Here is a 20,358-nt window from a genome sequence, read left to right on the forward strand (position 1 = left end):
CCGTGGGGAAACGCGGCGTGATATTGCGTAGGAGACAATATGACGTATACAAAACCGAACGGAAAGCGGCGGGTCGTCGTAACCGGCGGCGGTATGTTGACCGCTCTCGGCCGCGACTGGCAGACGGCTTTTGCAAAACTGCAGTCCGGCAAAAACTGTATCAAATATATGAGCGATTGGGAACGCTACGAAAAGATGAACACGCGCCTTGCGTGTCCGTACGAAGAGGAGCTTCCTTCGTACCCGAGGAAAAAGATCCGCGGCATGGGACGCGTCGCGCTGCTTTCTCTCGTATCGACCGAAGACGCGCTCAAGATGGCGGGATTGTTAAAAGACGACGGAGACGTCATCGACGAATTGAAAAGCGGCCGCACCGGCATCGCATACGGTACGTGCATGGGAAGCATGGACGCAATTATGGATATCGCCGAAATGATGAAAACCGGCGACACGTCGAAGCTCGATTCGCAAACCTATATCAAATCGATGCCGCAGACGAACGCGTGCAATTTGAGCGTCTATTATCAAATTCGCGGGCGCATCATCGTCACCGATACCGCGTGTACGTCGGGAAGTCAGGCTGTCGGTTATGCGTACGAAGCGATCGAAGACGGTAAGGCGGAGATCATGATCGCAGGCGGTGCGGAAGAGCTTTCACCTCCGGACGCGGCAATTTTCGATACGCTCGGCGCTACGAGCATCCTCAACAAAACGCCCGAAGCGACGCCGAAACCTTTCGACAAAGACAGAGACGGTCTTGTTATCGGCGAAGGAGCGGGTACGCTGATTTTGGAAGATATGGAACACGCCGTAAAGCGCGGTGCGAAAATGTATGCTGAAGTTGCGGGTTTTGCGACGAACGCGGACGGCACGCACATCACGAGTCCGAACGCGGCTACGCAGGCGCTTGCGCTTTCGATGGCGCTTGAAGACGCGGGTATCGACGGAAGCAAAATCGCTTATATCAACGCGCACGGCACTGCTACCGCTCACGGCGACATATCGGAATCGCAGGCTGTGTATTCGGTGTTCAATCGGGCGGTACCGATTTCTTCGACGAAGAGCTTTATCGGTCATACGCTCGGCGCGTGCGGCTGTGTGGAAGCGTGGCTTACGATCAATATGATGAACGAAGGCTGGTTCCATCCGAACTGCAATCTTGTAAACGATGATCCCGAATGTGCGCCGCTCGATTACATCAAGGGTGCGGGGCGTGAAATATCGTGCGACTACGTTATGTCGAACAATTTCGCGTTCGGCGGCGTCAACACGTCGCTCGTGTTTAAAAAAATCGAACGATAAACGACAAGGAGTTTTGCGGGGAAACGACATCGACGGTTTCTTTTTCCCGCGCCCTTATTCGTGCGGAGGGTTTAATACCCCGACGCAAGCGTCGGGGTTGTTTATGCTTCCCTTTTTCAGATTAACAATTTTTACAACGTGAGCGAAGGCGGCGCATAAGAGCGCGCTTTCAATTCGTTGTCGAGCATATACAGGGCTTTCGCATCGCTTCCGAAAAGATCGTATTTTTTGATCATATCGTCGGCATTTTTTTCTTCTTCGCCCTGTTCTTTTACGAACCAATCCAAAAACTGCATCGTACGGTAATCTTTTACCGCCTGAGCCGCATCGTAGACCGCGTGGATCAAACTCGTCACGTACTGTTCGTGCTTGAGCGATACGGTCAGAGCGTCTTTCAGCTGTTCGTAGCTGTGATTCGGTTTTTCGATTGCTTCGAGCGCTATGCGCTCACCGTTGTTTTGCAGATACTGCAGTATCAAATCCGCGTGATCCTGTTCTTCCTTCGCTTGGATTTTGTACCAGTTGCCGAAGCCTTCCAAACCTTTGTCGTAAAAATAATTTGAAATATCCAAATACAGATACGCGGAAAACAATTCCTTGTTGATTTGATTGTTCAGCAGTTTTTGTACGTTTTTATCGAGCATGGCATTCTCCTTGAAAACTCCCGTAAAAAAAATACGGAAAATTTTAATATATGACTGTTCGAACACCGCTTTAGAGCGTTCTGTATTAAAAATAAGTATAATTTCCGTATTCGTCAACTTGTGTATTAACGCGATCGATCAAAACCGTTATAATACGCCGAATGTTTTCTCGGCGGAATTATATGTCAAAACATACCTGTTTCGGCACAAGTCATTTTTATACTCGCGCGCTTTCGATTGCACTGCCGGTAATGGCGCAGCTTTTGGTACAAAGCTTTGTTTCGCTGATCGATAATTTTATGGTTGCCGGACTCGGCGACATAAAAATGGCCGGCGTAAATACGGCGGGGATGATTATCTTTGTGTTTATCATCCTCGTAAATACCCTTTGCTCTGCAGGCGGTATTTTTATGTCGCAATTCAGAGGAGCAAAAGACAGTGAAGGCATGCAGCAGAGCCTGCGCTTTAAACTTTTGCTCACCGGTACGGCGGGACTTGCGTTTACGATTATCGGTTTGATTGCGCCGCGAGGTTTGTTCCGTCTTATGCTGACGGTAAACACCGATGCGGAGCCGATTATCGATCAGGCCGTACGCTATTCGCGCGCGGTTGCCTTTTCCGGAATACTGATGGTGTTTTCGCAGTCGCTTGCTTCGTCTTTACGCGAAATCGAAATCGTCCGCCCTCCGTTGGTTATCTCCGTTATTGCAACGCTTGTAAATACATTCTTTAATTGGGTTTTTATTTTCGGAAACCTCGGTTCTCCGCGTCTTGAAGTTGAAGGAGCCGGAATCGCAACTGTCATTGCACGCGCGGCGGAGCTGATATTGTTTATTGCGTATGTTACCGTAAAAAAGCCGCCGTTTCTTTTCAACTTATTCAAACTTTTCAATATAAAAGTGCGGCTGTTCGGGACGATTATTAAAAAATCGACAATGATTTTATATTCGGAGCTGACATGGGCTTTGGCGGAAACCGTTTCAACCGCTTTGTATAATACGCGCGGCGGAGCGGAAGTCGTTTCCGGTATGTCGGCGGGTTTTGCGATCGCAAATCTCTTCTTTATCTGTTTTTCAGGGATCGTAACGGCTTCGTCTGTTATATTGGGACAGGAACTGGGGGCGGGCAAACTTCAAGAAGCAAAAAGATATAAAAATTGGATACTGTCCGGCTCCGTGCTGTTCGGCCTCATATTTATGGCGGCCGGGTTTTGTACGGTATGGTTAATTCCTTTTGTGTTTAAAAATTTAAGCCGCGATTCCCAAGCTATTGCACGAGGTCTTATCATCACTGCAGCTGCATACCTTCCGCTTTGGGCATATTTAAATGCACAGTATGCGATTTCACGCACCGGAGGCGATACGACGATGGGTGTTATCTGCGATACCGTTGCCAATATTCTTTTTGTAGGCGGTATCTTTCTTTTGGTACGCTTTACCGTACTCGGTCCCGTTGTGATGTATGCGATCGTAAAAACTTCCGATGTAGTCAAAGCCGTCATCGCGCATTTTTGGCTCAAAAAAGAACGTTGGCTTGTAAACTTGACTTCCGATAAAAAGTAAAATCGTTATGCAGCCTCTGTATCCTTTAGAAAACTCGAAATTAAACGGGACGCGTTATTTCAGCGTTTCGTTTTAATCTTCAAATAAAAATAATTTCCGTATTCGTCAACTTGTGTATTAACGCGATATGTTATACAGTAATTCAAACAAGGGAATACAATGATGAAAACGATAACGATTGACGGAGAGCATCTCTCGATCGACGATGTGTGTGCCGTCGCATACGGTAAAACTGCGGTTTCATTTCCGGAAAACGATGAGTTTTTCGAAAAGCTCCGTCGATCGCGCAAATTTCTTGAAGATTATATCGCAAAGGGCTTTCCGACATACGGAGTAACGACAGGTTTCGGCGATTCGTGCGGAAATCAAATCAATCCTTCCCGCGCGGAAGAGCTGCAAAAGTCCATTGTGCATTTTCACGGCATCGGACTCGGTAAAAAGTTTTCGCATGAAGAAGGACGCGCCGTCGTACTGTGCCGATTGAACTCCGACGTAAAAGGCGGGCATTCGGCGATCAGAGTCGTCCTCGCCGAAAGGCTCAAAACCCTGCTCGACAAAGATATCGTCCCCGTGATCCCCGAACTGGGATCGGTCGGCGCATCGGGTGATTTGACGCCGCTATCCTATGTGGCTGCCGTCGTTATGGGAGAGCGCGAAGCGTATTACAAAGGGAAAATCGTTCCGGCGATCGACGCGCTCAAAGCCGAAGGAATCGCCCCTCTTCCGCTTGCGGCGAAAGAAGGACTTGCGATCATGAACGGTACGTCGGTGATGACGGCCGTCGCCTCCCTTTCGTGGAAGCGCGCGCGGAGGCTTGCGAACATCTGCGATTTCGTCACCGCAGCGACTGCGGAGATCGTACGCGGCAACGAAGTGCCCTTCCGAAAAAAAGTCGCGGAGATGAAAAATCACGCGGGACAGATCGAAAGCGCAGGCTATATTTACGATATCGTAAAAAACTCGAAACGCGTGTATCGATACGAAAACCTGCTCGAACGTATCGGCTCTATCGGCGATGCGCAGTTTGAAAAGCGTTTTGTCAAAATTCAGGACCGCTATTCCATTCGCTGCGCTCCGCAGATAAACGGTGTCCTGCGCGACACGCTTCGGATTGCCGGGCAGTGGATCGAAGAAGAGATCAACTCCGCAAACGACAATCCGCTCGTCAACGTCGATACGGAAGAACTTTATAATACAGGCAATTTTTACGGCGGACATATTTGCGCCGCCTGCGATTACCTGCGCATCGCGCTTGCAAATATCAGCGATTTGGCGGACAAACAGGCGGAGATCATCATCGACGGAAAATTCAACAATCTCACGGAAAACCTGATCCCCTTTACCGACGATACCGATGAACGCGCGGGACTGCGCTTCGGCTTTAAAGCGGCGCAGATCACGATGTCGGCGATCCGTGCGGAAGTGCAGCATTGCTGTACGGCGATGAGTATTCAGTCAAGTCCGACGGAAGCGCTCAATCAGGATAAAGTTTCCATGGGTACGATTTCGGCACGGAAACTGCGCGACCAAATCGATCTCATCTATCTGCAATACGCCGTGCACATACTCGCAGTATGCCAAGCCGCCGATTTAATCGGAGCTTCGGAGTTTAGCGAATTTACGCAGCGAGTGCATGCCGAAGTCCGCGCCGTCTCCGCTCCGCTCGTGGACGACAGGCGGCTCGATGAAGATGCGGAAAAAGTCGCACGCTGGCTCGAGGAGACTGAGCTCTTTGAGTAAATGCGCGGGTACCGCATCCCGCGGAGGATCGTAAGCTCGGCGCTTTATTTTCCGGTCATGACGAAATCGACAAGCTCGTCGAGCGGGACCGTTGCCAAGCTTATGGCCGTATCGCAGCATCCGTAATAAATGTAGAGAAGCCCGTCTTTGTTTACGGCTGCCGTCGGAAACACGACGTTCGGGATGTAAAGACCGAAGCGTTCATAATATTCCTGCGGTTCCAAAATATAATTTTGTGCGCGCGCGATGACTTTCGAAGGATCGTTTTTATCGAGCATCATTGCACCGCACCGGTAAATATTTTTTTCGTCTACGCCGTGAAAGAGCAAAAGCCATCCCGCTTCCGTTTTGATCGGAGGTGCGGATGCGCCGACTTTTTTGGAATCCCAATCTCCGCAAGGGGTCGCCAGCAGCTCCGGCGCGCTCCATTCTTTCAGATCGTCGGAATAGCTTATCCAAATACTCGGCTTGTCGGTACCGTATTCTTTGCCGATATATTCTTCGGGCCGGCGGAGAAGAACGAATTTGCCGCCGATTTTTTCGGGAAACAATACGTTATCGCGGTCATTGATTTCAAAGGGGGTCGTATACGCTACTTGGCGAAAATGCAGGAGATCGCTGCTTTCCATAATGCCGGAGCGGGTCATAAAACTTTCGGGTTTTCCGTGCTCGCCCGGATAATCATACGATATTTCATCGGGTTTTCCCGTTCCTGTCGGGCTGTATCCGTAAGAAGACGGCCGCAGCGCATAGGTCAGATAAAACGTGTCGTCGATTTTTACGATCCGCGGATCTTGGATGCTTCCGTAAGGAAATCCGAGTGAAGACGACGTTATGACGGGTTCGTCCTGGACGGGAGTAAAATGTACGCCGTCCGTACTCTTTTGCAGACCGAAGTAACAGTTGAAGGGGCGCAGCTGTCCCGCCGCGCGTTCAATCATATAAAATTCTCCGTTGTGCAATATGACGGCGGGGTTGAAGACTGCGGCTTTTCTCCACGGAAATTGCCCCGGAACGACGATCGGATTTTCTTTACAGCGGATCAGGTTCATCTTTTTCTCCTTAAATTACGACAGGATGAAATCGGCGTATTTTAACCGACGATCTATATTTCACGGATTGCCGATTTGTATTTTGTCGGCGACTGACCGGTTATCTTCTTGAAGATACTATTAAAATATTTGTAATTTGTAAATCCTACTTGCTCGGCGATTTCATATATTTTCAGATTGCCTTTTTCCAAAAGACGGCACGATTTCGATATGCGGACTTTATTCAAATAATGCGTAAAAGTTTCCCCCGAAAGCTGTTTAAATAAATGGCTGAAATAATTTTCACTGAGATTTACAAGATTTGAAACATCGGCGATCGAAATGGCATGCTGATAATTTTTGTATACGTAAGATTCGATCGTGTGCATGAATGTATCGTCCATAACCGTCGTTTTGTCTTGCGGCAGCCGTAAAGAAGGCAGGAGTTTTTTTTCGTTTTCGCTTTCAAACGCTTTTTTTATATCTCCCAGCGCTTTTTCCAGTTCTTCTTCACTGACGGGTTTAATAAGATAATCGGCACCGCCGTATTTTATCACTTCACGCGCGTATGCAAAATCGTCATAGCCGCTGATTATCAATACTTTTACCGGAAGTTCTTCTTTTCTGACCGCTTTCAGCAGCGATATACCGTCCATCTTCGGCATACGGATATCGGTTATAAGCAAAGACTCGTCGCCGATCGTCCTGAGCAGGTCGAGAGCTTCGGTGCCGTTGGACACCGCACCTTTCACTTCGAAACCTAAATCATGCCACGGAATAATCTTTACAATACCGTCCCGGATCTGTTTTTCATCTTCGGCTATTACGACAGGTATCATCATGTTTTCTTTTCCTCAAGACAGTGTCGGCATATACGGAAATTTTATAAAAACCGTAGTGCCTTTTTCCGGTTCGCTTCGGATCTTGAGACCGTAAGCGTCGCCGAAACGCAGTTTAATACTTTCGTGTACGTTTCTGATCCCGAAACTCCGATCACGGCTCACGCTTGTCCGCAGTACCGTACGGCAGCGTTCTCTGCTCATGCCGACTCCGTTGTCGGATACGGTGATAATAATATTTTTGCGTTTTTTTTCTCCTTTTACAACTATGCGTCCGGGTCTGTTCGATTCGGCTATTCCGTGTATGATCGCGTTTTCGACAAGCGGCTGCAGCATGAGATGTGTCGAAATACATCCGTACAGTTCCGGATCGATATCGACGGCAACGTTGAGCGGGGTATCGTGCCGGATCGACACTATCTCAAGATAATTTTTCAGATATTCGACTTCTGTCCCTATCGTCGAAACCGTTTGACCGCCGTTTAAACCGAGCTTGAAGAGACGGGAGAGTGCGTACACGGATTTGGCCGTTTTCGGGGCAGACTCTATTTTTGCAAGCCAATATACCGCATCGAGGGTATTGTACAAAAAATGAGGATTGATCTGTGCTTGCAGCGCTTTCAGTTCGGCTTCTTTTTTGGCAAGTTTGATTTCATAAACTTCTTTGATGAGCGTGCGTATATGTACGCTCATTTTATTGAATTGTTTTGTGAGAATGCCTATTTCATCGTCGGATATGTTTTTTATTTCTATGCCGAATTCTCCGCGCTCTACGCGCTGCATACTTTCAGCCAGAGATTCCAGCGGAGATGTAAATGCCGCCGTAAGTTGTCCGATGAAAAGCGCCGCCGCGCCTATCGCAAAAACAAACAGCAGCGATACGGTTGTCGTTCCTGTAACGGCGGATTCCCTGAGAATTTCATTGAATGGATAAACGCTTACAAGAATTCCGCGGGGGGACGTATAATGCGTTATAAGGCAGCTTGTCCCGTCTATCATATTTCTGAAAAAACCGACATCGTCGGTAAAAAGACGTTTATAAACACCTTTTTTGCTTACGGTTTGCCCGCATATATCCGGATCGGAATGGAGGATTATACGTCCGCTTTGATCGCAAATGAAACCGTATGCGCGCGAAGCGTGATTTTGCCGGATAAACAATGACGCAGATTTTTGTGCGTCGATATCGATACGCAAAAATCCGTCCGTGCGGGACAGCGAATGCGGATCGCGCAGTTTCCGGTAAAACGAGATAACATAACGATTCCCGAGCGTTTGATAATTCCGGATATACGCCGAAGATACGACGGCTTCTCCGCTGTCCGGGATCAGGGGTGCCGTAAAAGGTATATGCGCGGATTGGGCGGCCGAAGTGCCCGTGCTTTCGTAATTTGAAAAACCGTTTGCTCCGTATATATTGACGGAAAGTATCTCCGATTGTGCGGCCGTCAAATTGGCAAGGTCATCGTTTACCGTATTGCGCAGCAGCGGAAATTCCGGCGCCGATTCTTTTTCGAGTCGGAGAAACGCGCGCACATTATTATTTGCTATGAGAAACAGGGAAATATCATGAACGGAATTGAAAAGGGCTTCTATGTTTTTGTCGATCAGTGAAAGATTCATAATTGTCGATTCGCTGACTTTATCGATTATATTTTTTCTTGTCCAAATATACGATGTTGTTCCTGTTAATATGAAAAAAACAGAGCAGGTCGATATGTATAAAATAAGCAATTTATTGCGGACGGTTTTCATACGGTAGCCTTAAAGACGAATATATTATATCACGGCTTTTCCGGTTAAAGTAGATTTCTCGGAAAATTATCTGAAAATTGCCGACGGTATTTTTGCTCTTGATTTATACGACCGTATAAAATACACTGAAAAGGAAGCGTGCCGAATATCGGCGGCGCATTACGTATGCCCTATACGATACCGAAAACGGGAGGCAGTATGCAACGAAGCGATCTTTCTGAAAAATTTTTATGGGGAGCGGCAACCGCTTCATATCAAATCGAAGGCGCGGTAAAGGAAGACGGCAGGGGGCCCTCGATCTGGGATACGTTCAGTCATATTCCCGGAAAAACGGCGAACGGCGAAACGGGCGATATCGCCTGTGATCATTATCATTTATATAAAAACGATTTTGAATTGTTAAAGCGATTGGGTGTCAATACGTATCGGTTTTCGCTTGCGTGGTCGCGTATTATGCCGCAGGGATACGGTGCCGTCAATGAAGCGGGCATCGATTTTTATAACCGCGTCATAGATTGCCTGTTGGAAAAAGGCATAGAGCCTGCCGTTACGCTCTATCACTGGGATTTGCCGCAGGGACTTCAGGATTTCGGCGGATGGGCGAACAGAGATATCGTGGAGAGATTTGCGGAATATGCGGAGCTTGCATATAAACGCTTCGGCGACAGAGTGCATCATTGGTTTACCCATAACGAACCGTGGGTCGCTTCGTTTGCCGGAAATTTGCAGGGGCGGCATGCACCCGGTATAAAAAACATTGCTGTCGCGACGGCGGTTTCTCATCACCTTTTATTGTCGCACGCGCGTGCCGTCGAAGTATTGCGGAATTCGCCGCACGGAAAAGATGCGCACGTCGGTGCCGTGCTCAACCTGTACCCCTGTGTTCCCGCATCCGATTCGGAAGACGATGCGGCATGTGCCCGTCTTGCCGATTCGTTTCAAAACAGGTGGTTTCTCGATCCTCTGTACAAAGCTTCCTATCCTTCCGACATGTATGAAAAATTCGAATCGGTGTATGCGGCGCCTCCGGTACAGCAAAACGATCTTTCATATATAACCGCGCAAAAGACCGATTTTTTAGGAGTCAATTATTATTTCAGAAAAGTGATACGCAAAGCGCGGGCCGATGAGCTTTCGGGTCCGGATGTCCTTCATCCCGTACTTCCCTATGTTGAAACGAAACCGGCAGGGGCTCCGTATACGGCGATCGGCTGGGAAGTCTGGCCGGAAGGATTAAAAGATCTGCTCATTCGGATCAGAGACGATTGCGGTAATCCTCCGGTGCAAATTACCGAAAACGGTGCGGCCTTTGAAGATGCGAAAATGACGGCCGATCCCGTTTACGGAGAAACGGTCGCCGATGACGACAGAGTCGATTTTATTAAAAATCATATACAAAATATTTCCGAAGCGATTGACGCCGGCTGCCGCGTACATGCCTATTACGTGTGGTCGCTGCTTGATAATTACGAATGGGCGAGAGGGTATTCGAATAAATTCGGTCTCTTTAAAGTGGATTATAAAACACAGCAGCGTTATTGGAAAAAGAGCGGTATCTGGTATAAAAATTTTTTGGAGAACTGAGCTGCGGCTTTTCAAAGAAATGCGGATATTTTCGAAGAATTATCGGATATTCAGCCCGTGTAAAACGTTTACAATAAAGATGCCGGATAATTATTTTCGGCAGGAGGAACTATGTTCAGGAAAAAGATTGTAAGTATTTGTTTGCAGGCGGCAGTCGTATTCGGAGCCGCTTTGCCGCTTTTCGCATTCGGAACGAACGATGCTGCGGGTGCCGGCACAAACGGACAAAAAGTAAAAATTTCCGTATGGCATTCGTTTGTAGGGGCGGATCAAAGGGCCGAATTTATGGCAAAGCGCATGGCGGATTTTAAAGCCGCGAACCCGGATATTGAAGTCGATGAACAGAAAATCCCGCGCGATCAATATCAAACGAAGCTTAAAACGCTTGCAGCAGCCGGAGAGCTTCCGGACGGATTTCTCATCTGGCCGAATTCCATGACGAAAGAATTTTCATCGGCAGGACTTCTTGCAGATATAAACGATCTGCTTGAAAGCGACAAAGTGTGGAGAGACAGCCTTTTGCCGCGCGCCCTGCAGGAATTCACGTTCAACGGAAAAACGTATTCCGCCGGCCTCGGAGTATCGCTGACATCGGAGCTTTTTTACAATAAGGCGATTTTTAATAAATACAATGTAAAGGTACCCGAAACGTGGGAAGAGCTGAAGACTGCGATCGATGTTTTCAAAAAGAACGGGATCATCCCGATCACGCTCGGCAATAAAGCGAAATGGCCGGCACAGTCGGAAATATTCAGCGTCGTAGCAAACCGCTGGACGGGGTCGGAATGGCTCGATAATGTCCTTGCGGGAAAAAATGCGAAATTTACCGACAGTCAATTTATCAGCGCACTTGATACGATGAGACAGCTTGCCGACATGGGCGCTTTCAATAAAGACTACAACAGTATCGACGACGTTCAGATGCGCAATTATTTTTACCGCGGCGAAGCGGCTATGATGATCCAGGGCTCATGGGTACTGCCCGATATTATTAAAAATACGCCTGCCGATTTTAAGGCGAATATCGGTATAACGGTTTTCCCCGCTTTCAGCGGAGGAAAGGGAGATCCCTCTGTTATGACGGGCGTCAGCAGTACGGGCATTGCAATCAACAAAAAGACGACCGCGGCACAAAAAGCCGCTTTGAAAAAGCTTATCGTGTTTTTGACAAATGCCGATGCGCAGGTTATGTATACGCAGTATTATATTCCCGTTTCTTCACGATCGGTCAAGCTTGATACTGCATCGGTCGATACTCTGTACGCACAAACCGTGGAGCTCATGAAGGCTCACCCGCTCGTAACGGTATACGATTCGGCGTTGAATTCCGAACAGACGGAAATTATCAATAACGGTTTGCAGGGTATTATGCTCCGAACTATGCAGCCTATGGATGTGGCCAAACAGCTGCAGGCGACAATTCGCTGATATCTTTTTCACGCAGCCGGCGGTTTTGCCGGCTGCCGGTTGTCCGAGGTACATTATGGATTCCATAAAAGACGGCAAAAAATATATTGTATGGGGATTGCTTCCCTCTTTGCTTTTTTATATTCCCTTTGTAATTTTTCCGATATTCAGATCGTTCGTTTTCAGCTTTTATCAATGGAACGGTCTTTCCGCTCCGGTGTTTTTAGGTTTCGATAATTTTAAAAAATTATTTTCCGATCTTATTTTTTGGAAATCGCTCGGCAATAATATGCTCGTTTTGCTCTTTTCCCTGTTGGGACAGATCCCCCTGGGGATCCTCGCAGCCGTAGTTCTGGACGGCAAGATTCGAGGCGCGGGCTTTTACAGAACTTCTTTTTTTATTCCGATGATTCTTTCAACCGTGGTTGTGGGACTGCTTTGGTCGACGATTCTCAATTCACAGGTAGGCATTATTCGTACTGTCTATACGATGCTCGGCATCGCCGATATGCCCGATTGGCTCGGCGATACCCGCATAGCCATTTATACTCTGTGCGTCGTCATACTGTGGCAGTGCGTCGGATTGTATATGATAATTTTTCTTGCGGCGCTTCAAAATATTTCAAAAGAACTTATAGAGGCGGCGGATATAGACGGCGCTTCCGAGTTTGTAAAACTTGTTAAAATCAGACTGCCTTTGCTCCGGAGCAGTATTGCGGCTTCGGCTATTCTTTGTATTTCAGGGAGCATGCGTACGTTCGATTTGATTTATACTATGACACAAGGCGGCCCCGCCCATGCAACGGAAGTTATGGCCACGTATATGTACAACAAAACTTTTACCGTGTATCAGTACGGCTACGGAAGTGCGGTTTCCTTGGCTATATGCGTTATCAGTCTTATTCTGATATTGACAAGCAGAGTATTTCTTTTGCGGAAAAAAGAAGCGTAATGCGCTGTTTTTCGGCGGCGCACGAAAGTCCGAGAGACGGCAGCGCTCCGTGTCTTTGCCGCATTTTTTTATGGAGGATCAACAATTTATGAATACGGAAAAAAGACGTGCCGTGAGTATTTTTATTACCGCCATTCGATATGTTATCCTGTCTCTGTTGGCGTTTACCACTTTGTTTCCTCTCGTCTGGATGCTCTATTCGTCATTTAAATCGAATCCGGAAATCATTCAGTCTTCGATCGCTTTGCCCAAAAAGCTCCATTTTGAAAATTACATAAATGCGTGGAATACCGCAAATATCGGAAAATATTTTTTTAACAGCGTTTTTGTCACGATCGTATCCATTGTTTTTGTCGTGATTGTCGGTTCGATGGCGGCATACGTACTCGCGAAATTCAAATTCCGAGGGCGTCATGTCATCATGATGCTTTTTACGATCGGCATGCTGATCCCGCTTCAAGCCGTACTTGTACCGCTGTTTTCGCAAATGAAAAATTTGCATTTGCTCAATACCCTCAAATCGCTCATAATCGTGTACACCGCATTTGCTTTACCCCTTGCAATATTCCTGCTTGAAAGTTTTATGCAGGCGTTTCCCGATTCGATAATCGAAGCGGCGCTTATAGACGGCGCTTCCGTGCCGCGTATTTTTTTCACCATTGTGATGCCCATGGCGCATCCGACGATCGCGACGGTGATAATCCTTTCATTTCTTAATAATTGGAAGGAATTCAGCTTTGCCCTCGTGTTTATCAATTCGGAAGCGAAAAAAACGCTGCCCCTCGGCTTGTATAATTTTTTAGGCGCATATACGGCCGACTATGCAGGTCTTATGGCGGCTCTCGTCATAGCGACGATTCCGACGTTCGCTTTATATATCCTTTTGCAAAATCAGGTAATAAACGGCATGACTGCAGGAGCGGTAAAAGGCTGATCACCGATCGTCCTCGCCCGCTTCGTTGCGGAAGTACCGTGAATACGGTATAATAATACTGATGTATTGTCGATACTTGACAATTTACCAATGAAGATTATGGAGGCAGAACGTGAAAAAGTATATAATTTTTTTCGGCGCTGCGCTGGCATTCGGGTTTGCGTCATGTAAATCCACGAAGCAAAACACAAAACCGGATACACCTGCGGTAGAACAGCCCGCTGTGACCGTACCGGTTGCAACCGACAATTCCGCCGCTCTTGATGCGGCAGAAAACGCGCGCCGTGCCGCCGTTAAAGCGGGAGCCGATAAAGCGGCGCCCGATCAATTTAACGATACGGATGCACGCTACAACGAACTTATGAAGCGGAGCAGGGCCGGCGAAAACGTGACGGTTGAACTTGCCGACGTGACGGCACGGTATCGTGCGCTTGAAGAGTACACGAAAGCAGCTGCACTTAAAAAGCGCATCGATGAACTCGGCTTTCAATCTTACGATAAGACGAATTACAACAAGGGTGCGAATGCCTTGAAAGAAGCCGAAAATCTTTCGGCGGATAAAGCGGCGGCAGGTGCAAAGCTTTATGAGCATGCGCACACAGCTTATGCGTCGCTCGGTACGGCCTTGCAGAATGCATTTAGAATGCGTGCGCGCGAAGAACGTACGGCGGCATTCAATGCAAAGCGCAATGCGGACAGCGTTTATGCGGCGGTCGCGCAAAAGAAAGCGTACGACGACGGCGTTGCGGATTTCCGCAGCGGAGACACGAGCTATGCGCAGCAGGACGCCGAAAATGCGTTGAAACATTACGGCGACGCACGCAAAACCTTTGAAAAACTCTATGCCGATATTTCCGAAAAGCGCGCGGCTGCACAGAAAGCCATCGAAGAGGCGAAAGCGAAAGTTGCCGCAACTTCGGAATATGCAGTGCAGGCGGATAAAGATGCGCCGCTTTCGGGCAGCAATATCAAAGGCATCGAAGACGAAAACGCGGTTCTGCTTAAGAGCGAAACCTACGACGATCCCTCGAAGGCCGCACAAGCGGTTCCTGAAACGGTCAGCGATACGGAGGCTGCAAAATGAAAAAATTATTAATTATCATCGCTTCGATTGCGTTTGCCGGAACGGTTGCGTTTGCCGTAAGTTACAAAAACAATACGTATCAAAAGCTCGCCGATGAGTATACGCGCCAAGCTCAAGCCGCGCTCAATGCGGGCAGATACGACGAATCGATCGAGCTTTCGAAAAAAGCCGAAGAAAATGCGGCGCTTTCCCGTGCGTACATCGATATGATGCTCGCAAAAAAAGCGGCCGACGATGAAATGAAAATTGCGCAAAATAAAATTGCGTGGGCGAAGAGCATCGATGCGGATAAAAATTTCCCCATGGCGTTTACCGCTGCGCAAAATAAATATTCCGGTGCTGAAAAAGCTTATAAAGGCGAAGATTATAAAGCTGCGGCAAATTATGCGCGCGAATCGGTCGCCTTGCTTGACGGTGTGCGCGAAGTAACTCCGCTTCCCGAATTCTATGTCGTCCGTCCGTGGGCGGATACGAAGGATTGCTTTTGGAATATTTCGGGGCGTCCGTATATCTACAATAATCCCCTTTTGTGGGAAAACCTGTATCAGGCGAACAAGACGAATATCCCGCGTCCCGAGGATCCGAATTTGATTTTGCCCGGCATGAAGATGCAGATTCCGAGCTTGAGCGGTGAAATCCGTGCCGGCGTCTACGATCCTGCGAAGGCTTACGATCCGTACAACGTCGCGCGATGATTCCGCGTCCGGCGTTTAAATGTGATCCGGTCGATGTGCGTTTGTACACCGGCCGGATTTTTTTTATCGCATTTAATAATTCGGAAATAAAATTGTTTAAACTTCTGTTTTGAAATTTTCCTTACCGCGTATTGTTAAAAATATTTCGTTTGTTTTTACGCTTTTTCTTTTTGCCGCTGATAGAGTGCGACGGCCGCTGCCATGAGCGCGTGTGAATATTCTTTTTTTGTGCCGAGACCGTCGATTACTTCCCGTTGATCGAGTTCGAGGTATTGCACGTATTCGTCTTTATCCAGATGCTGTTCGTGGATATTCGTCAAATCTTCCGCAGCGAAAAAATGTACGTGATTCGACATGAGCGCGGGATTGGGACTCATCGTTCCGAGGTAAGTCAGCCGTCCTGCCGTGTGTCCCGTTTCTTCGAGCAGCTCCCGCGCAGCAGCCTGTTCGGGCGTTTCTCCTTCGTCCATGACCCCGCCGGGGAATTCGATGCTCAGCACGCATTCGGCATGCCGCCATTGTTTTACCATCAAAAATTTACTTCCGTGTACCGGTACGACGATCGCCCAATCGTGTCCCGGTTCGATGACCATGTAGTTTCCTTTTTGTCCGTCGGATGCAACACTGTCCGTTTCGGTTACCGTAAATACCGGTGTTTTTAATAATACGCGTTTTCCGTTTTCCTGCCAAATAAGCGCGCTGTCGTCAGCATTCATATCCGATCACTCCCATAATATTAATGTATAAAATTTATTTTGTATTCACCTTGTAAAATAAATTCCTTTATTTTTAGGTTATCTTGAGTTATACTGTATTTAGAGAAATTATAAAAGCGTGTATTCGGATTATCGAAAAGACTGCGGTTGTCTGACGGTTTGCAGTATCGATACGCGAAGAGAAAAAATATGAAATCACGTTCGGATAAAAACCTTGACGATATAACCATTATATGGTTATAATACCGAATAGGCGGATAATGTATCGGGTAATACAAAAGAAAAAAATACTGAAAACGATTTTGAAAATGCCGGAAAAAGAACAAGAATTGTTTTCATATTTATTGGAAGATCTGCAGGAAACCGGACCGATACAAAAAGGCTGGCCCAATTTCAGTGCGCTCGGAAAAAATAAATACCACTGTCATTTATCATATCATTGGGTTGCCTGTTGGAAAGAAACGGTAAAAGGAATCGAACTGGAGGTATATTATGCAGGTAGTCGTGAAAACGCCCCCTATAAAAATTGAAGGTGATATACCGCAAGACTTACTCACGTTTGTCAAAACACGCTATCCGCACGCTATGGTTGAAGAAGACGATGATGAAGCGTATGTCGAAATAGCTGAAACCGAATGGTATAAAAATATTGTGAAGGATCGGACACCTCAAAAGACGTTGAGGTTGTTTCGCTATCGCGATAATCTGACGCAAGCGGCTTTGGCAAAAAAATTAGGCATTCCTGCACAACATGTTTCCGGGATGGAAACGGGACACAGAACGATAAGTCCTCGTATGGCGCGAAAACTTGGAGAAATATTCAAAACAAAGTATCAAAATTTTTTATAGTTTTATAATAATGATAGGAATGGGAGGTGCGTATGGCTATTGTTGCAATTTCTCGGCAGCTTGCAACGTTCGGCGATGAGATTGCGAGCGTTGCAGCGGAAAAACTTAACTTTAAGTTTATCCGAAAAGATGAACTTGAAAAGCGTATCGTGCAGCTCGGATTTTCGCCCGAAAAACTCGGCAAATATGATGAAAAAAAACCGGGATTTTTTGCAGCTCTTGTTAAAGACCGTGACGAATATCTGCACTATCTGCAGACTGCGGTTCTCGAAGCCGCAAGTCAAAACAACTGCGTGCTTATAGGGCGCGGCGCCTACATTATATTGGAAGGTGTTCCTAATGTCGTTTCGTTTCGTCTTGTTGCCGAAGATTCGGTCAGGTTGCAGCGGCTTCAAAATGAATTTGCATGTACATCGAAACAGGCGCAACAAAAAATTGATGAGAGCGATAAAGACAGAAGCGGCTTTCATAAAAGTTTTTTCAATGTCGATATCGCCGATCCGACGCATTTTCATTTTGTGCTGAACACGGGACTTGTCGGAACGGAAGAAGCGGGATTGTTTATTGCCGATTTCGTTGGATCTCATATTTCTCCCGAACGCGATGTACTGGGAACGGAAAAGATAAAAACGCTTCTTTCGGCGCAGAAACTTGTCAATACGCTGGTGTTTACGCATAAAGTCAATATCGAATTTTTACATGCCGAAATCGAAGGCGGTATGATCGTATTGCGCGGTGTTGCGGATTCATCCGCCGTAGTCGAACAAGCCGTCGCGCTTGCAAAAAAAGAAATGCCCGGATACGATGTGAAATCCCGTGTTAGCATCGTTCAGGATTTTAAAGCGCACCCGAAATGATTTTCAATTAAAGCTGCGGTTTTGCGATTGGAAAAACAATACTTCGTTTCTTTTGGGAAGTTTTTTATCGGCGCGATATAATTTCCGTTCGCGATCTCTCCCTCGAACTCCGCAGTGGTTTGCGGCGGATTGGAAAAAGACCGTAAAAGCGATGATGAAAAAGGCGGAAAGCTATATTAATAATTAATAAATTTTCGAAAGGTGATTTTATTCGCGCGCTCATTGTTTGCAGTACATATTGCCTGTGCGGCCGCGTCTATGTGTCGTGCAAACGCTGTGGAAGACGGACTCGTCGTCTGAGAGAATAGGGTTTTTGCGCGGGCTGCGCGGTGTTTTCAAGCTGCATTTGGGGGCAGGGTGCGAGTGCCGGCGGGTGTGTGGGGTAGTGAAAAAAGGTTTGAAAAAAGCGGTAGGAAGTACTTGACACACAAGGGGAAAAAGCGGTAAATTACAAGCTACCCGCGAAAACCGCAGGTGCGCTGTTTGACAGGCAAAGGGAAGGAAAGAAAGCAAGACGCATGCGGAGACACAAAAGTCTCCCGAACTAAACTTAAGCGAGAGCAAAAAGGAAGCGGGGACAAACGAACGAAATTAGACCCGGAGCAATCCGGGAACATAATGATGGAGAGTTTGATCCTGGCTCAGAACGAACGCTGGCGGCGCGTCTTAACCATGCAAGTCGAGCGGCAGGCAGCAATGCCGAGAGCGGCGGACTGGTGAGTAACACGTGGATAACGTACCCCGCTGACCGGGACAGCCTGTAGAAATAGAGGGTGATACCGGATAGATCACTGTTTACGGAAGGTAGACAGCGGGAAAGGAGCTTCGGCTCCGCGACGGGATCGGTCTGCGGCCCATCAGCTAGACGGCGGGGTAATGGCCCGCCGTGGCGAGGACGGGTATCCGGCCTGAGAGGGCGGACGGACACATTGGGACTGAGATACGGCCCAGACTCCTACGGGAGGCAGCAGGTAAGAATATTCCGCAATGGGGGAAACCCTGACGGAGCGACGCCGCGTGAACGAAGAAGGCCGGAAGGTTGTAAAGTTCTTTTCTGTCCGAGGAATAAGTGTTGGAGGAAATGCCGACACGGTGACGGTAGGGCAGGAATAAGCACCGGCTAATTACGTGCCAGCAGCCGCGGTAACACGTAAGGTGCGAGCGTTGTTCGGAATTATTGGGCGTAAAGGGCATGCAGGCGGGTCGCCAAGCTTGGTAAGAAATACCGGGGCTCAACTCCGGAGCTATATTGAGAACTGGCGAGCTAGAGTTGCCGAAGGGTATCCGGAATTCCGTGTGAAGGGGTGAAATCTGTAGATATGCGGAAGAACACCGATGGCGAAGGCAGGATACCGGCGGACGACTGACGCTGAGGTGCGAAGGTGCGGGGAGCAAACAGGATTAGATACCCTGGTAGTCCGCACAGTCAACGATGTACACTGGGCGTGTGCGCAAGAGCGTGCGTGCCGAAGCAAACGCGATAAGTGTACCGCCTGGGGAGTATGCCCGCAAGGGTGAAACTCAAAGGAATTGACGGGGGCCCGCACAAGCGGTGGAGCATGTGGTTTAATTCGATGGTACGCGAGGAACCTTACCTGGGTTTGACATACACAGCGATCATATAGAGATATGTGAGCGTAGCAATACGGCTGTGAACAGGTGCTGCATGGCTGTCGTCAGCTCGTGCCGTGAGGTGTTGGGTTAAGTCCCGCAACGAGCGCAACCCCTACTGCCGGTTACTAACAGGTAGAGCTGAGGACTCAGGCGGAACTGCCTGCGACAAGCAGGAGGAAGGCGGGGACGACGTCAAGTCATCATGGCCCTTATGTCCAGGGCTACACACGTGCTACAATGGCCGCCACAGAGCGGAGCGAAGCCGAGAGGCGGAGCAGAACGCAGAAAAGCGGTCGTAGTCCGGATTGAAGTCTGAAACTCGACTTCATGAAGCTGGAATCGCTAGTAACCGCACATCAGCACGGCGCGGTGAATACGTTCCCGGGCCTTGTACACACCGCCCGTCACACCATCCGAGCAGGGGGTACCCGAAGCCGGCAGTCCAACCGCAAGGGGGACGCTGTCGAAGGTACGCTTTGTGAGGGGGGTGAAGTCGTAACAAGGTAGTCGTACCGGAAGGTGCGGCTGGATCACCTCCTTTTCCAAGGGAAGAGGAGCGCGCAGTGTACGCGCGCAAACCGCATGTGTCAGGCTGTTCGAGCCGTATCGGTTTTTGAACAGTTTTCGCTTTCTTTCTTTCCCTGTGCCCCTTGATCAGTAAGCAAGTGCGGCTATTATCAAATACGGGACAGTAGCTCAGTTGGTTAGAGCACCGCTCTGATAAGGCGGGGGTCAATAGTTCAACTCTATTCTGTCCCAGATTTAAATAAAGGACAGACGTGAGGGGGCTGTC

The 20,358-nt window shown here is 48.1% G+C and carries 17 protein-coding genes, 1 tRNA gene and 1 rRNA gene; 14 read left to right on the forward strand and 5 right to left on the reverse strand.

The annotated features are described in order from the left end of the window. Positions 1-39 precede the first annotated feature (39 nt). Positions 40-1,302, forward strand: a complete 1,263-nt coding sequence (locus H9I35_RS08055; protein WP_187418906.1) for a beta-ketoacyl-ACP synthase — start codon at positions 40-42, stop codon at positions 1,300-1,302. 131 nt (positions 1,303-1,433) lie between these two features. Here the strand turns inward: H9I35_RS08055 and H9I35_RS08060 are convergent, their stop codons facing one another. Beyond that, positions 1,434-1,946: a ferritin gene (locus H9I35_RS08060; RefSeq protein WP_187418907.1), complete on the reverse strand. Its 513-nt coding sequence runs from the start codon at positions 1,944-1,946 to the stop codon at positions 1,434-1,436. A gap of 182 nt (positions 1,947-2,128) precedes the next feature. Between H9I35_RS08060 and H9I35_RS08065 the strand changes: the two genes are divergently transcribed. After that, positions 2,129-3,508 carry an MATE family efflux transporter gene (locus H9I35_RS08065; RefSeq protein WP_187418908.1) on the forward strand — a complete coding sequence of 460 codons (1,380 nt, stop codon included), beginning with the start codon at positions 2,129-2,131 and terminating at the stop codon, positions 3,506-3,508. 159 nt (positions 3,509-3,667) lie between these two features. Further along, positions 3,668-5,248, forward strand: a complete 1,581-nt coding sequence (gene hutH / locus H9I35_RS08070; protein WP_187418909.1) for an HAL/PAL/TAL family ammonia-lyase — start codon at positions 3,668-3,670, stop codon at positions 5,246-5,248. Positions 5,249-5,292: 44 nt separating this feature from the next. Here hutH and H9I35_RS08075 read toward each other — a convergent pair whose 3' ends face one another. The 3 genes from H9I35_RS08075 to H9I35_RS08085 are packed head-to-tail and all read right to left on the reverse strand — an operon-like array spanning position 5,293 to position 8,741. Beyond that, a complete protein-coding gene (locus H9I35_RS08075) occupies positions 5,293-6,300 on the reverse strand; it encodes a glycoside hydrolase family 130 protein (RefSeq protein ID WP_187418910.1) in 1,008 nt (335 codons plus the stop codon). Between the two features lie 53 nt (positions 6,301-6,353). Continuing rightward, complete coding sequence (locus H9I35_RS08080; RefSeq protein ID WP_187418911.1) at positions 6,354-7,121, reverse strand: response regulator transcription factor; 768 nt, start codon at positions 7,119-7,121, stop codon at positions 6,354-6,356. 12 nt (positions 7,122-7,133) lie between these two features. Continuing rightward, on the reverse strand, positions 7,134-8,741 hold the full coding sequence (locus tag H9I35_RS08085) for a cache domain-containing sensor histidine kinase (RefSeq protein ID WP_187418912.1): 1,608 nt from the start codon (positions 8,739-8,741) through the stop codon (positions 7,134-7,136). A gap of 330 nt (positions 8,742-9,071) precedes the next feature. On the opposite strand from H9I35_RS08085, the gene H9I35_RS08090 reads away from it, so the two are divergent. From H9I35_RS08090 to H9I35_RS08115, 6 genes are all read left to right on the forward strand, one after another. Continuing rightward, positions 9,072-10,457: a GH1 family beta-glucosidase gene (locus H9I35_RS08090; RefSeq protein WP_187418913.1), complete on the forward strand. Its 1,386-nt coding sequence runs from the start codon at positions 9,072-9,074 to the stop codon at positions 10,455-10,457. Positions 10,458-10,568: 111 nt separating this feature from the next. Beyond that, a complete protein-coding gene (locus H9I35_RS08095; RefSeq protein ID WP_187418914.1) occupies positions 10,569-11,885 on the forward strand; it encodes an extracellular solute-binding protein in 1,317 nt (438 codons plus the stop codon). A gap of 55 nt (positions 11,886-11,940) precedes the next feature. After that, the gene (locus tag H9I35_RS08100; RefSeq protein WP_187418915.1) at positions 11,941-12,816 is read left to right on the forward strand and encodes a carbohydrate ABC transporter permease; all 876 of its coding nucleotides are present in this window, start codon (positions 11,941-11,943) and stop codon (positions 12,814-12,816) included. 88 nt (positions 12,817-12,904) lie between these two features. After that, positions 12,905-13,750 carry a carbohydrate ABC transporter permease gene (locus H9I35_RS08105; protein WP_187418916.1) on the forward strand — a complete coding sequence of 282 codons (846 nt, stop codon included), beginning with the start codon at positions 12,905-12,907 and terminating at the stop codon, positions 13,748-13,750. A gap of 112 nt (positions 13,751-13,862) precedes the next feature. Further along, entirely contained in the window at positions 13,863-14,834 is a 972-nt protein-coding gene (locus H9I35_RS08110; RefSeq protein ID WP_187418917.1) for a hypothetical protein, read from the forward strand. Then, positions 14,831-15,529: a LysM peptidoglycan-binding domain-containing protein gene (locus tag H9I35_RS08115; RefSeq protein WP_016521084.1), complete on the forward strand. Its 699-nt coding sequence runs from the start codon at positions 14,831-14,833 to the stop codon at positions 15,527-15,529. The genes H9I35_RS08110 and H9I35_RS08115 overlap by 4 nt, the downstream gene beginning before the upstream one ends. A 155-nt stretch (positions 15,530-15,684) precedes the next feature. Here the strand turns inward: H9I35_RS08115 and H9I35_RS08120 are convergent, their stop codons facing one another. Next, positions 15,685-16,245 carry an NUDIX hydrolase gene (locus H9I35_RS08120; RefSeq protein WP_187418918.1) on the reverse strand — a complete coding sequence of 187 codons (561 nt, stop codon included), beginning with the start codon at positions 16,243-16,245 and terminating at the stop codon, positions 15,685-15,687. Between the two features lie 233 nt (positions 16,246-16,478). Between H9I35_RS08120 and H9I35_RS08125 the strand changes: the two genes are divergently transcribed. The 5 genes from H9I35_RS08125 to H9I35_RS08145 all read left to right on the forward strand — a co-directional run bounded on the left by H9I35_RS08125 (position 16,479) and on the right by H9I35_RS08145 (position 20,324). Next, entirely contained in the window at positions 16,479-16,775 is a 297-nt protein-coding gene (locus H9I35_RS08125) for a hypothetical protein (protein ID WP_252722630.1), read from the forward strand. Beyond that, entirely contained in the window at positions 16,738-17,094 is a 357-nt protein-coding gene (locus H9I35_RS08130) for a helix-turn-helix transcriptional regulator (protein ID WP_187418919.1), read from the forward strand. The genes H9I35_RS08125 and H9I35_RS08130 overlap by 38 nt, the downstream gene beginning before the upstream one ends. A gap of 32 nt (positions 17,095-17,126) precedes the next feature. Next, entirely contained in the window at positions 17,127-17,951 is an 825-nt protein-coding gene (locus H9I35_RS08135; RefSeq protein ID WP_187418920.1) for a cytidylate kinase-like family protein, read from the forward strand. Positions 17,952-18,569: 618 nt separating this feature from the next. Beyond that, positions 18,570-20,106, forward strand: a 16S ribosomal RNA gene (locus H9I35_RS08140). Between the two features lie 144 nt (positions 20,107-20,250). Then, a tRNA-Ile gene (locus tag H9I35_RS08145) sits at positions 20,251-20,324 on the forward strand. Positions 20,325-20,358 lie beyond the last annotated feature (34 nt).

The organism is Treponema sp. Marseille-Q4132 (genome assembly GCF_014334835.1).
Taxonomy (GTDB): domain Bacteria; phylum Spirochaetota; class Spirochaetia; order Treponematales; family Treponemataceae; genus Treponema_D; species Treponema_D paredis.